The organism is Burkholderia sp. A9 (assembly GCF_000801975.1).
Map to the genome: position 1 here is coordinate 1 of NZ_JSZN01000028.1, position 13587 is coordinate 13587.

Sequence of the window (13587 nt, forward strand, 5' to 3'; positions counted from 1 at the left end):
TTGGTGCCTTGGTGCCTTGGCAGGTGGCAGGTAGCAGGTGGCGGGCCGCGAGCTGCGAGCTGTGGGCCGCGAGCTGTGGGCCGCGAGCTGCGAGCTGCGGGCTGCGGGCTGCGGGCTGCGGGCTGCGGACTGCGGACTGCGGACTGCGGACTGCGGACTGCGGACTGCGGACTGCGGACTGCGGACTGCGGACTGTAGCCAATGCTTATCGGCCTAGCAGCGATAAGCAAATGCGAATTGCTTGGTTGGCCTGACGATGCGGCCCGGTTAGCGTTCCAGTGTCGTGATCCTTTTGAGCAAGCCGCGACGCCTGTCGGCCAACCGCATCGCGTCCCGCACCGGAGCGTGACCGTCCGCCACCGTATCACCCGTATCGCCTGTTTCATCCCGCCCCAGCACCATGGCCGAATACTTCGACGTCGACCACGCGCGCGCGATCGCCGCGCTCTATGCCCGCTTCACCGCCCGCACCGAGTGGCCGACCTGGCTGCTGGTCGTCGCGATCTACGCCGGCTGGCTCGCCGTGCTGCTGCTCGTGCGTGCGGCGCACCTGTCGCTCGCCGCCGCGACGCCGCCGTTGATCCTGCTCGGCGCGTGGCATATGTCGCTGCAGCATGAGCTGCTGCATGGCCATCCGACGCGCTCCGCGTTCGTGAACCGGCTGCTCGGCTATCCGCCGTTGACGATCTGGTATCCGTACACGCTGTATCGCGACACGCACCTGGATCATCACCGCGACGATGACCTGACCGTACCGGGCGTCGACCCCGAATCGAACTACGTATCGCGTGATCAGTGGGCGCGGCTGCCACGCTGGCATCGCGCGCTGACGGTTGCGCGCACAACCTTCATCGGGCGCCTGGTGTTCGGTCCGCCGACGAGTATCGCCGCGATGTTCGCCGACGCGTTCCGCGCGTTCCGGCGCGGCGATTTTCGCTATCTGCCGATGTGGGGAACGCACGCCGCCTGCGTGGTCGTACTGCTCGCGTGGCTGCAGTGGGCAATCGGCGTGCCGTGGTGGTACTACCTGCTGGCCATCACGTGGCCCGCGCTGTCGCTCGCAATGATCCGCTCGCTGTACGAGCACCGCGCCGCCCGGCATCCGAAGGCGCGCATCGTGATCAACGAAGCCGGCTTCGCGATGCGCCTGCTGTACCTGAACAACAACTACCACCTCGTCCATCACGACCTGCCGAAGCTGCCTTGGTACGACCTGCCGCGCGCATACCGGATGCGGCGCGACGCGTATGCGGAGAAATGCGGCGGCTTCGTGATTCGCGGCGGGTATCGCGAGTTGCTGGCGCGTCATGCATGGACGCCGACCGACACGCCCGTGCATCCGTTCGACCAGGGTACGGCATCACTGTCGACGGGGAGTGGCGCGAAGGTGGCCGTGGTCGGCGGCTATCTTCAGATCAGTACGTAACGGCTCGCCGAGCCCGCATCGCCCACGTCACCGCGCGCGCTCGCGCACCAGCTCGCCGATCCAGTCGATGAACACCCTCAGCCGCGGCGACAGGTGGCCGCGATGCGGATACAGCACCGACAACGGCAACGGCGGCGGACGCAGTCGCGTGAGAATCTCCGTCAGTGTGCCGCCGCGCAGCTTCTCCACGACGTGATAGCGCGGTACCTGAATGATCCCGAGCCCGGCCTCGCACGCCGTCACGTACGCGTCGCCGTTGTTGACCGACACCGATGCCGGCAGCTCCGTCGTCTCCGTCTTGCCGTCCATCCCGAACACGAGCGGCACGCGCTTGCCGCTCGACGCCGACACATAGGCAACCTCGCGATGCTTCGCGAGATCGGCGAAATTGCGCGGCCGGCCATGCGCGGCCAGATAACCGGGGCTCGCGCACGTGACCTGCTCGAGCAGGCCGACGCGGCGCGCGACCAGCGACGAATCCGTCAGCTCGCCGATTCGCACGACGCAGTCGACGCTTTCCCGCGCGAGGTCGACGCGACGGTCGCCGACGCTGAGGTCGAGCGTGACCTGCGGATAGCGCGCGAAGAATTCGGGTAGCGCCGGAATCACGACGAGCCGCGCGAACGAACTCGCGAGATCGACCTTCAGCGCGCCCTGTGGATGGCGCGCCGCGTGCGAGAACGACGCTTCGGCCTCGTCGATCCCGTCCAGGATCTCCACGCAGCGCCGATAGTATGCGGCACCGTCGACCGTCGCGCTCACGTGCCGCGTCGTGCGCACCAGCAGCCGCGCGCCGAGGTGCGACTCGAGCTGCTTCATGATCTGCGTCGCCGACGCGCGCTGCATGCCGAGCTGCTGCGCGGCGCGCGTGAAGCTGCCGGAATCGACGATGCACGTGAAGAGCCGCATCGCCACCAATCTGTCCATCTTGTTCGCCCGGACTGTTTATCGAAAGTAAACAGTGTTGATATCCAGCGATGAATTGTCAATTCCACCGACAACGCCGAAAATGTCGGCACCTCCTGGCTACCAGACAACCCTCCGCTGCGGATCCGGCCCCGGCCGCGCACGTTACCCCTACGACGATGCAACCGAACACCTCGCCCGGCGCGATCCGCTCGATCGGCAACGACTGGTCCGTCTCCGCGATCACCGCGGGCTTTCTCGCGGTGCTGATTTCCTACGCGGGCCCGCTCGCGATCTTCTTCCAGGCGTCGCAGGCTGCGCATGCGTCCAACGAGATGGTGGCTTCGTGGGTCTGGGCGATCTCGATCGGCGCGGGCGTGTCGGGCCTGTTCGCCAGCTGGAAACTGAAGGTGCCGATCGTGACCGCGTGGTCGGCGCCCGGCACCGCGCTGCTAGTGGGCCTCTTTCCGCAGCTGACGCTGAACCAGGCCGTCGGCGCGTACATCACGGCCGCGCTGATCATCCTGGTGATCGGCATCAGCGGCTATTTCGATCGGCTCGTCCGCCACATTCCGCGCGGCATCGCGTGCGGGATGATGGCCGGCATCCTGCTGCCGTTCGGCATGCATGCGTTCTCCGCCGCGACCGCGCAGCCGGTGCTCGGCTTCGGGATGATCGCGGCGTACGTGATCTTCAAGCGCCTGCTGCCGCGCTACAGCATCGTGCTGGTACTGCTGACGGGCGCCGCGCTCGCGACGCTGCTCGGGATGACGCACCTCGGCAACGTGTCGCCGAGCATCGCGCGGCCGATCTTCATCGCGCCTGAATGGACGCTCGGCACCACGCTCAGCCTTGCGCTGCCGCTCGTCGTCGTCAGCCTCACCGGCCAGTTCCTGCCGGGGATGACGATCCTGCGCGTATCGGGCTATCACACGCCGGCGCGGCCGATCATCACCGCGACCAGCGTGATGTCGCTCGTCGTCGCGTGCTTCGGCGGGATCACGATCGTCGTCGCGGCGATCACCGCGGCGCTGTGCACGGGCAAGGACTCGCACGAGGATCCCGACCGGCGCTATATAGCCGGTATTGCGAACGGCGTGATCTACCTGATCGGCGGGCTCTTCGCAGGAACGATCGTCACGCTGTTCTTCGCGCTGCCGAAGGCCTTCGTCGCGATCCTCGCGGGGCTCGCGCTGATCGGCGCGATCGGCGCGAACGTGCACGGAATCTTCGAGGACGAGGATCATCGCGAAGCATCGGTGATCACGTTTCTCGCGACCGCTTCGGGGATGACGTGGCTTGGGCTCGGCTCCGCGTTCTGGGGGATCGTGATCGGATCGGTCGCGTATGCGGTGTTGAGCAGGGTGCGGGGGCGTCGGGGCGTTTAGGCAGGCTCGGAATGCCTGCTGCAAAAGGCACGTCCGTTGTATCGGCGAATCGCAACGCACATCGACTCGCCGTTCAGTTCGATACGGTCACTTCGACACGGCGATTCCTTGACCTGCCCGGTGCCGTGCCGTTGTCGGCGAGCGGATCGGCATCGCTCTGTCCGGTCGCGGAGATGTTTTGCATCGCCCCCCACCGCCGCAAGAATCTGCGCGACCTGTCGGGCGCGGGATTCGGAAAGCGCCTGATTGTTGTCCCGTGATGTCGCGCCAGCCGGCACGATGTCGGTGTAACCAGCGACTCGCACGGGCGCAGCGGGTGCCAACGCGACAATGGTCCGACCGACCGTAGCCATCATGGAAGCCCATCACGGCGCGACCGTCACGTCACCCGACCCGTACATGCCGTTGAACCGGAGCGTCAGTGCGTTCGTCGCCGTATCCCGATGCAGCTCGACGTTACCGGCCGCCATCTCATCACGCAGGCTCAAGCCGAGCTGCTCCGCCTGGACATCAAGCGAGGAGGTCATCGTAGCCGGCTTGCCATGAATCCAATGGCCCACTACCGCATAACCCGCTGCCCCCAGGCGACCACACGCGTCGGCGAACTTCGATATCCAGTGAGGAGTCGGCGATTCGAGGCGAAGATTTCAACCACGCGAGACCTGACCGGTTCAGGTCAACATATCCTCAGCAAAAGGTAATGATGTGACCGCCGAGCGGATTGCCTTTGCAAGGCGACTTTAGCGATCACATGGAGCACATCGTTGTGCCATACCACATCAGGCGTATTTTCAGCCGTCGCTCACTGCGCACGCTTGCGCACCAGCGTCGCGAGTGCGTCCGTCGGTGTCGTCGTGCCATACACCCGCTCCGACACGCCAGACTCGACATCGATCTGCCCCGCGTTGTGCACGTCGTACAGATCGACGATCAGTTGCGCATGGCGCTCGCTGAGCCCCGCGCGCAATAGCGTCGCGGTCCAGGCGTCACGCGGCAGTTCACGCGCGACGATCTGGCGATCAGCCGCCGCGCCGAGCCCGTCCGCGATGTCCCGCACGCTCACGCGCTGCGGCCCTTCCATGCTGACGATGCGCGGTCCGTTACCCGGTTCGGCCGGATCAAGCAGTAGCCGCGCCGCCGCGACACCTACATCGGGTGCCCACACCGTCGGAAACACCTTGTCGACCGGATGATGAAAGCTCGGCAGCACGCCGGTTGCGAGCGCGACCGGCAGCACGCGCGTCCAGTTCTGCAGGTGTTCGGCCGAGCGCAACAGCGTGAGCTGCGTCGGAACCGTCTTCAGCTTTTCTTCCAGACGATGAAAGAGCCGCGTGATGCCCGTGTTGCCGTCGCGCTCCGCGCCATAGTCCGACAGCGCGAGCAGCACCGGCGGCGGGTTCGCGGCGAGCGCGCCAGTCACGATGTCGATCGTCCGCTCCATCGTCGCGGCCGGGTCGCTGTCGGCGACGGGCACCGGACACAGCATCTGCACGGCTTGCGCGCCATCGATCGCCGCGGCGGCCGCGCGTGCGTCCGTCAGGTCGGCAATCGCCACGTCGCAGCCGAGCTGCGCGAAGCGTTCGCGATGGCGCGCGTCGCGCAACACCGCTCGCACGGGATGGCCTGCGTCGCGCAGGGTCGTTACTGTCGACAGGCCGACGTTACCTGATGCACCGAAAATCACGAACACGATCCGCTCCTGGGGAAAAGGGTGTGGTGATTGTCGGCGCTCACCGCCAGCGTGACGCGCACAGACGGATGACCCGGACAGGAATGGATGACGGATCAGGCGGTTGCCGGGTTCGTCCGCTGCGTGGCCGGACGCGGCAATGGTCCAGCAGGCTGGTTGGACCATTGCCATGGAGCCTGACCTGGTGTTGCTGCCACACCGAAGCAGGCGGAACAACGCATTACCTGCGCCAGCAGACTGCGGAGTCGCCCATCGTCGGCCCGCGCGCGGAACCCGTCTGGTGCGGCGGTCGATCAACGGTCCTCGCCGTCATGAGCGAGCCTGAGCCCGCCCCGCGCCCCCGACCGCACGATCTCCGTCGGGGTCGCCCCCAGCACGCGATTCATCCAGTTCGCCATATGGCTCTGGTGCGCAAACCCGGCTTCCAGCGCAACCTGGCTGATACTGAGCCTGCCTTCGAGCAGCAACACCTTCGCACGCTCGACGCGGCGCCGCACCACGTACTGATGCACCGGCATCCCGAGCGTCTCGCGAAACAGCACCTTGAAATGCGGCACGCTGATCGACACGAGCGCCGCGAGTTCGGCGAGCGTCATGCGGCGTTCGAGGTTGGCCTCGACATAGTCGATCACGCGCGCCGCCGCTTTCGGCGCAAGCGTACGTCGGCGCTCGCGGAACACCGGCTGACTGTCGACCAGCCGCGCGACGAGTGCCGTGCACAGGCTCTCCGCATAGAGCGGATCGGACGCATCTTCCGCTTCGAGCTCGGCGGCCATCGCCCAGGCGATGTGCTGCAGGCGCGGATCGCGCACCTGCAGCCGCCGGCGGATCTGCGCCTGCGACGGCTTCAGCTCCAGTTGCTCGAACGTACGCTGCACGAACGTGTCGCTGAGCGCGATGTGCAGGATCCGGCAGTCGGCGCTGTCGGTCCACTGGCCCGGCAGGCCGGCGGGAATCACGTCGACGTCGCCGTGCGCCTGGATGCGCGACACGCGTTCGCCGTCGCACACGCAGTCCGCGCGCACGGGCGAGCCGATATGCACGCCGATGCGGTGATGGTCGGCGGCCGGAATCCGGTACGTGCCCGCGCGAATCTCCAGCAGCGACGCGCCGAAGCCCCGCCAGCCGAGCCCGCGGCTGGAGCGCAGACTGACCGGCACGCCGTTGTCGGCCGGCGCGGCGAGAATCGGATCGCTCATGGTTGCCCTCCACCAGATCGGGTGTCGAACGCGCATTGTGACGCCTTTTGCGGCTGCCTGCCGGGCCTGCGCGGCCATTCCCGCACCGAGCAGAAAAAGATCATCCGTTTCTGCTCCGGCCGATCCTTGCGTGCGCGCCAGCAGGCGTCGCGACGCTTACGATCGCCTCATCCGACACCTACGGAGCCCGCCATGCCCCATTACTGCCCGCAACGCGCGGCGTTCGCCGCCTCTTCGCCGTCCCGCGCCGCCCGCCGCCCCGCCTCCCGCCACGACCGGACCACCGTCGCCATGCGATGCTTGCGCATGATCGGCTGGTACCGGCTCGAACGGCTGCTCGCATCGATTCCCGACAGCAACGACGACTTCGGGATCGTCTGACGGTCGGCCCGCACGGCGCTCGCGCGCCGACCTCATCCGCCTACTTGCGCCGCCGCTCGTGCGGCGCCACGGTCGCGCCGTCGATCACCGGCGCGCCCTGCTTGATCAGGAAGTCGCGAAACAATCCCGTCACCTGCGAGATCCGCCGGTCGGCAAGCGTGACCACGTACCATTCGCGCTCGATCGGGTTGCCCGGAAACGGCAGCTGCCCGAGCAACCCCGCGCGCAGCTCGAGTGCACACGCGTGCAACGACAGGAACGCGATGCCCAGCCCGGCTTCAGCCATCTGCTTGATCGCCTCGTTGCTCGACAGTTCGGAGCCCACATGGAACCGGTAGCCGGCCGTCTTGAACAGGCTCTCGACCGTGGAGCGCGTGCCCGCGCCGCGTTCGCGCACGAGCAGGTGCGCGGATTCGAGATCCTTCAGCGCAACGCGCTTGCGCTGCATCAGCGGATGCCCGGGCGCCGCGACGAACACCATCGGATGCTTCGCGAACTCGACCGCGTGCGTGCGCAGCTCCTTCGGCGCGCTGCCCATCACCGCGAGATCGATTTCATGCGTCGCGAGCATGCGGATGATGTCGTCGCGATTACCGACCTTGAAATATGTCTTCACGTGCGGACGCGTCGCGGTGAACTTCACCAGCAGCGGCGGGATCAGGTACTCGGCCGTCGTGATCGCGCCGATCCGCAGCGTGCCGCCGAGATCGCCCGTCAGCGCGGCCACTTCGTCGCCGGCCTCGCTCCACAGATGCAGGATCTCGCGCGCATAGCGCGACACGATCTCGCCGGCCGCGGTCAACTGCACGCCGCGCCCCACCCGCTGCAGCAACGCGGCGCCCACCGCCTCCTCGAGCAGGCGAACCTGCAGCGATACGGCCGGCTGCGTCAGGTTCAGCTCCTCGGCCGCACGCGACACGCTGCCGAGCCGCGCAATCATGTCCAGCGCCTTCAGCTGCCGGAACGTCGCGGTCTTTCCTATAAGTGAATACATATGAGTCGCTTATAAACATTAAATTGTTCGTGCAGGTTCAAAACTATATCGTCGGTTCTTGAGCAATGTCATCCGAATCGTCATCAGCGGGAGCCACAACATGGACAACATCACGCCTACCCTTGCAACGGATCGCGCACCGCGCGTGCCGCGCATCGTGATCGTCGGCGGCGGCGCCGGCGGCCTGCAGCTCGCCACGCGCCTCGGCGACACCGTCGGGCGCCGCGGGCAAGCCGACGTCGTGCTCGTCGACCGCTACCCGACGCACTTCTGGAAGCCGCTGCTGCACGAAGCCGCGTCGGGCCATCGTGATCCGGCATCGCACACGATCGAATACGCGGCGCAAGCGAAGCGCCACGGCTTCCGCTTCGTGCAGGGCGCGCTGCAACGGGTCGACCGCGCGGCACGCACGGCGACGATCGCCGCCGTGCAGGACGCGGACGGCACGGAAATCCTGCCGCAGCGCGCGCTCGACTACGACGATCTCGTGCTGGCCGTGGGCAGCGTGACGAACTTCTTCAACGTGCCGGGCGCCGCGCGCCACGCGTTGCCGCTCGAAAACCTCGACCAGGCGGAGGACTTCCGCCGCAAGTTCCTTGCGGCGTGCACGAAGGCGAACCATCAGGCCGAACAGCAGCCCGCACGGCGCGCGGCGCCGATCTGCATCAACGTGATCGGCGCAGGCGCGACGGGCGTCGAGCTGGCCGCCGCCCTGCGGCACGCGATCCAGCAGCTGACGACGTATCGCTTCAAGGCGCTCGTGTCGGCGCGCGACGTGCACATCCGGCTGATTGAAGGCGGCCCGCGCATCCTGCCGGCGCTCGATGAAAGGCTGTCCGCCAAGATGCACGCGCAACTGTGCACGCTGAACGTCGACGTGCTGACGGATACGCGCGTCGCGGAAGTCGGCGCGGACGCGGTCACGACCGCGACCGGCGAGCCGCTCGCGAGCGACATCACGATCTGGGCCGCGGGCGTCGCGGGCCCCGCGATCCTGCGGGAACTCGGCGACATCGCGCTGAACCGGTCGAACCAGGTGATCGTGACCGATACGCTGCAGACGCCCGACGATCCGCACGTGTATGCGTTCGGCGACTGCGCCGCGTGCCCGTCGGCCGATGCGAGCGGCTTCCTGCCGCCGCGCGCGCAGGTCGCGCACCAGCAGGCCGTGTACCTGGGCGAGGCGCTCGCGCGGCGCCTCGCCGGCAAGCCGGTGGCGAGCTTCACGTTCCGCGACGCAGGCACCGTCGTGTCGCTTGGTTCGGCCGGCGCCGTGTACCAGGGCGACCTCGGCGTGCGCTCGCGCTCGCTGATCGTCGACGGGCTCGCCGCGATCGGCCTGTACAAGTTCCTGTACCGCAAGCACCTGTTCAGCGTGGTCGGACTGAAGCGTGCGCTGTTCCAGTCGCTGAGCCACTGGCTGCAAGGCCGCAACCAGCCGTCGATCAAGCTGCACTGATCGCCGGCCCGCACGCGGCATCGCAAGACGGCGTATCGGGCGTGCATCGCCCGATACGCCGTTTGCTTGTCTGCACCCATCCGGTGCATTCGCATCGTGTGCACGTTTGGTGCATCACATCGAAGGCCGTCGATGCAATGCAAATCATGCGAACACGCCGTGCTGTGTGCATCCCGCGCCAGCTCTGGCTGGCGACCCGATTCATTAGTCGAATCCTATGAGTCTGATATAAATATTAATTGGTCGCATATTCCGGATCGACGCTAAGGTGTGTGGCATTCCCGTCCGCGAACGGATCGTTACGTCACTGGAGAGGAAACACCGTGGTCATCGAAGCCATCGTCACCCGTCTCGACGCAGCATTCGCGCAGATCGAAGCAACGCCGGACTCGCACGAGTCGCGCAACCAGCGCGATGCGATCATCCAGTGGCTCGATAGCGCGTCGGAGCAAGGATATCGACTCGGTCTCGTCACGACGCTGCCGGCCGCCCGGCTCAGCGACATGTTCGAAGGCCAGTTCGGCCGCGCGAACCTCGACCGCTTCTCGGTCGTCGTGACCGACGCCAATCAGCAGGACTCCGTATCAAGCCAGCATCCGTTCGACGTCGCGCTGCAGGCACTCGGCGTGCCGCCCGAGCGCGCGGTGGCCGTCGCGAGCAGCGAACCGGAACGCCGCGAAGCCGAGACGTTCGGCCTGTCGCGTTGCGTGCGCATCACCGACACGGTGCGATCGATCGCATCGGCTGGCGTGCACTGAACTGAGCGCCTGCACACGGGCCGGCACTCGCCGGCCGGTCGCGATCCGGCGGCATGCCGACGATTGCCCGACCGAGACCTGACATCTCACGCAAACCGGCTTCCGCGAACACCAGCAGTTCGCCACGCGTGTCGCGCAGCGGCTGCCGGCGCCGTTCGCGTCGGGTAGCCGGCAGATCGTCGCCGTCAACTCGAGGCAGGACCGCGCGCTCGACAGTTCGACCTGCTTCTCGGCCGCGCTCGTGTCACCGGCGTTCATCGCGAGGCTCGGCACGGACGGCTATACGTTCGCGAACACGGGAACCTGCGCGTTCACGTCGCCGGACGGCAAGTTCACCAATACGCGGAAGGGCAACGGCAAGACGAAGAGCGCGCCGGGGAGTCGCTTCTACGACTACGCGGGGTTGACGCGCTGTTACGGGTATCCGTGACGCGTACGGCGCGCGTGGTGGATTGCGTGCTGCATCAATGCAGCGTCGCCGTGCCCGTGTGTGCCGCCCGTGGACCCTTCGGATGCGCCGCGACCTGCAACTTCGAATCCGCGCTACCCACGTGGTGAGATGTGCGGGCCTGGGCGGGAGCCGCATGCGGCTTCGCTGCATGGTTCGCGTCGGCGTGCGCCGCGGCCGGTGCCTTCGATGGCGGACGCGCGGCTTTCGGTGCCTGCTTGACGGCCGTCGGCGTGTTGGCCGCCACGGGCGGATGCTTGGCCTGCTGCGCGTACGCGTTGACGTCGTGATCGCTCATCCACGCCTCCGTGTATGCCGCCGATGCAGGATTCGACAGATTGAAATAGGCGACCGACGCCACGAGAAACGCACGAACATGCGTGCGACGATTGGATGCGGTAATGACGGGTGCTCCTTGCGCTTCGGTGTCGACGCCCGATGTCGGCGTCGTCGTGGCGGCACGATAGATGAGCGCATTCGGCATCGCAAGCGTCCAACCAGTGAGCCGATCGATTCTTGATGATTGGCGCACCAGTCTGGCGCGGATCGCGACCGCCGCAACCCTCGCGCCACCGAACTCGCGTTCGCGAACGGAGTCGAACGAGCATCGCCGGAGACTCACATGAAACGCGCCGCGCCTGTCGCCATCCTGATCCTGCTTCTCGCTGCCAGCGTGCCGGCCGGTGCCGCCGCGCCGATTCCGCAGCCAGCGAAGAATTGCGTGCCGTCCTCCACGTCATCCGGCACCCAGCCAGGTTCCCGCTCGACGACAAAGGCCCCGCCGATCCGCGTATGCGTCGGCGACTCCGACACGCAACTGAACCTGCCCTGGTTTCTGACCGACGTACTCACCGCAGTGGACACGCATCAGTCGCCGCGCGACCTGCTCCACAAGATGCGCGACGATTTCTGAAACGCGGCCGCGCCGCGCAAGGTGACGCGTTACGCAAATATTTCCTTTTAAGCATCAATCGGAAATATTAACCATTTGTTGAATAACGATATTTCTTAATCGTGCGCTGCATCTTATACTTGCGGCGCACCATCCTCGTGCCAAGAGACGGTGTCTTCCATCCCGGCCGCACTCCGCTGCGGCCGGGGCTTTTTTCGATGCGCCAAGCCAACATACATTCAAACCCGATGTATGTTATTGGTTACCGAGAAGCGCGCCGACACCGGCGATTCCGCCGCCTTGCCGCTTCAAGCGGTCGCGAGCGTAGAATCGATCAGCGTCCCGATATCGGCACGAGCCGCCGTGCTCCGGTCCAGGCATGGCGAATGCCTTGCGTCTGTCCTACGACCGGTTCGACCTGCATTCCCATGCGCACAACAACAAACGCGACCCGAGGAACCACCACGCCCATGCCGGGCCCGAAGCCCGCATTCCCGCGCAGCGGGGCGTGGCCGCACATCGTCTTCTCCATTACCGTGATCGTCTGCATGCTCGTGCTCGTCCTGGCGCTCGTCGTGGCCGAGCGTCTCGTGCGCGAATCGGTTGCCCGGCACGAGCGTGTCGTCGCGAACGACATCGTGAGTTCGGTCGACCGCATCCTGGACGGCGTTCACTCGCGCCACACGGACGAGCTGCTTGCGCTGGTCGGGCGGCCGTGCGCGGCGGTCTTCAGGACGCTGGCCGAAGTGGGCACTCACCTGCGCTACCTGCGCGCGGTCGCGCTGGTCAACGACGGTCGCGTCACCTGCTCGTCGGCGCTGGGCGCGATCGACGTCACGCTCGACGCGTACGTGCGCGCGCCGGAACCGGGCGCCACGGTCACCACCCTGCTGCCGCAGACGCCGTTTCAGCATTGCGTGCCGGTGCTGGCGGCGTTTCGCTCGACCGTGCACGGTTCGGGCATCCTGTACCTGGTCGAGGGCGACTACGTCGCCGACATGCTGGCTCACGGCGCCCGCTACGGCGTGGAAACCGCGATGCTGTCGATCAAGGGCGCGGGCAGCCTCGATCAGCGTGGCATCTTCGTGCCGGAATCCGGCGCGGCGCCGGCGCCCGGCAGCACGATCGCATCGTCCCGCTGGCCGTTCACGGTATCCGTCACCGCGTCCGACTCCTACGTTTCGCGGGTGCAGCGGCACTATCAGTTGATCTCCATCACGATCGCGCTGCTGCTGAACGGGCTCGTCGGGGCCGCGTACCTGCTCGCGATGGCGCCGCGGCGGCTGTTGCTGAAGGCGGTTCGCAATGCACTGAAGCGCGACGAGTTCCACGTCGTGTACCAGCCGATCGTCGACACCGAAACGCGCAGGACCGTAGGCGTCGAGGCGCTGCTGCGCTGGCACCATCCGAAATGGGGGGCGATCAGCCCGGCCGTGTTCGTGCCGCAGGTGGAATCGAGCACGCTTCTGCCGAAGGTGACTGAATTCGTGCTTCGAACGGCTGCGTCGGAACTGACCGAACTCGCGCCGTCGACGCCGCTGCACATCGCGATCAACGTCGCACCGAAGGATCTCGAACGCGCGCGTTTCGTGGCCGTCATCGAAGACACGATCCGCCGGCTTCCGCCGGGCTTCACGCTGGTGCTCGAAGTGACCGAGCGGATCCTGCTCGAAAAGAACGCGCGCACCACCGCGATGTTTGCCGCGCTGCGCTCGAAAGGTGCGAAGTTCGCGATCGACGATTTCGGCACGCATCACAGCAATCTCGACCTGCTGTCGCGCTTTCCGTTCGACTATGTGAAGATCGATCGGCAGTTCATCTCGCAGCTGACGACCGGCAACGCGAAACTGATCGAGGGGATCGCGGCCGTCGCGCACCACTACGACCTGAAGATCATTGCCGAGGGCGTGGAAACCGAAGAACAGCATCGCGCGCTGCGCGCGGTCGGGATTCAGTATGCGCAAGGCTACCTGTACCAGCGGCCGCAGCGACCGGAACAGCTGAAGCAGGAATTCGCAGCGATGCCCGCGTAGGCCGCGGCCGGCA

13 protein-coding genes and 1 pseudogene are annotated in these 13587 nt (G+C 66.5%); 7 read left to right on the plus strand and 7 right to left on the minus strand.

Annotation, left to right across the window (positions count from 1 at the left end; all coding sequences use genetic code 11):
- Positions 1-400: 400 nt before the first annotated feature.
- Positions 401-1426 carry a fatty acid desaturase gene (locus PI86_RS12795; protein ID WP_039322863.1) on the plus strand — a complete coding sequence of 342 codons (1026 nt, stop codon included), beginning with the start codon at positions 401-403 and terminating at the stop codon, positions 1424-1426.
- A gap of 27 nt (positions 1427-1453) precedes the next feature.
- Here PI86_RS12795 and PI86_RS12800 read toward each other — a convergent pair whose 3' ends face one another.
- The gene (locus tag PI86_RS12800; protein WP_039322866.1) at positions 1454-2353 is read right to left on the minus strand and encodes a LysR family transcriptional regulator; all 900 of its coding nucleotides are present in this window, start codon (positions 2351-2353) and stop codon (positions 1454-1456) included.
- Positions 2354-2511: 158 nt separating this feature from the next.
- Between PI86_RS12800 and PI86_RS12805 the strand changes: the two genes are divergently transcribed.
- Positions 2512-3720, plus strand: a complete 1209-nt coding sequence (locus PI86_RS12805; protein ID WP_039322869.1) for a benzoate/H(+) symporter BenE family transporter — start codon at positions 2512-2514, stop codon at positions 3718-3720.
- 365 nt (positions 3721-4085) lie between these two features.
- Here the strand turns inward: PI86_RS12805 and PI86_RS17750 are convergent, their stop codons facing one another.
- The 4 genes from PI86_RS17750 to PI86_RS12830 all read right to left on the minus strand — a co-directional run bounded on the left by PI86_RS17750 (position 4086) and on the right by PI86_RS12830 (position 7984).
- A complete protein-coding gene (locus PI86_RS17750) occupies positions 4086-4247 on the minus strand; it encodes a hypothetical protein (protein ID WP_235362755.1) in 162 nt (53 codons plus the stop codon).
- Positions 4248-4522: 275 nt separating this feature from the next.
- Positions 4523-5410, minus strand: a complete 888-nt coding sequence (locus PI86_RS12815) for an NAD(P)H-binding protein (protein ID WP_039322872.1) — start codon at positions 5408-5410, stop codon at positions 4523-4525.
- A 293-nt stretch (positions 5411-5703) separates the two neighbouring features.
- Positions 5704-6609: an AraC family transcriptional regulator gene (locus PI86_RS12820; protein ID WP_039322875.1), complete on the minus strand. Its 906-nt coding sequence runs from the start codon at positions 6607-6609 to the stop codon at positions 5704-5706.
- A gap of 421 nt (positions 6610-7030) precedes the next feature.
- A complete protein-coding gene (locus PI86_RS12830; protein ID WP_014900562.1) occupies positions 7031-7984 on the minus strand; it encodes a LysR family transcriptional regulator in 954 nt (317 codons plus the stop codon).
- Between the two features lie 100 nt (positions 7985-8084).
- Here PI86_RS12830 and PI86_RS12835 point away from each other — a divergent pair, with 100 nt between their 5' ends.
- From PI86_RS12835 to PI86_RS16555, 3 genes and pseudogenes are all read left to right on the plus strand, one after another.
- The gene (locus PI86_RS12835; RefSeq protein ID WP_039322882.1) at positions 8085-9443 is read left to right on the plus strand and encodes an NAD(P)/FAD-dependent oxidoreductase; all 1359 of its coding nucleotides are present in this window, start codon (positions 8085-8087) and stop codon (positions 9441-9443) included.
- Positions 9444-9766: 323 nt separating this feature from the next.
- Complete coding sequence (locus tag PI86_RS12840; RefSeq protein WP_039322886.1) at positions 9767-10201, plus strand: phosphatase; 435 nt, start codon at positions 9767-9769, stop codon at positions 10199-10201.
- An 82-nt stretch (positions 10202-10283) separates the two neighbouring features.
- Positions 10284-10574 (plus strand): annotated as a pseudogene (locus PI86_RS16555) (hypothetical protein); the annotation flags it as partial.
- A 91-nt stretch (positions 10575-10665) separates the two neighbouring features.
- On the opposite strand, the gene PI86_RS17550 reads toward PI86_RS16555, so the two are convergent.
- Positions 10666-11133, minus strand: a complete 468-nt coding sequence (locus PI86_RS17550) for a transcriptional regulator (RefSeq protein ID WP_082012229.1) — start codon at positions 11131-11133, stop codon at positions 10666-10668.
- Positions 11134-11271: 138 nt separating this feature from the next.
- On the opposite strand from PI86_RS17550, the gene PI86_RS12855 reads away from it, so the two are divergent.
- A complete protein-coding gene (locus PI86_RS12855) occupies positions 11272-11562 on the plus strand; it encodes a hypothetical protein (RefSeq protein ID WP_039322892.1) in 291 nt (96 codons plus the stop codon).
- Positions 11563-11875: 313 nt separating this feature from the next.
- Here PI86_RS12855 and PI86_RS17755 read toward each other — a convergent pair whose 3' ends face one another.
- Positions 11876-12091, minus strand: coding sequence for a hypothetical protein (locus PI86_RS17755; RefSeq protein WP_235362758.1), 216 nt, complete (start codon positions 12089-12091; stop codon positions 11876-11878).
- Between PI86_RS17755 and PI86_RS12860 the strand changes: the two genes are divergently transcribed.
- Entirely contained in the window at positions 12012-13574 is a 1563-nt protein-coding gene (locus PI86_RS12860) for an EAL domain-containing protein (RefSeq protein WP_235362756.1), read from the plus strand. The genes PI86_RS17755 and PI86_RS12860 overlap by 80 nt on opposite strands.
- Positions 13575-13587: the final 13 nt, after the last annotated feature.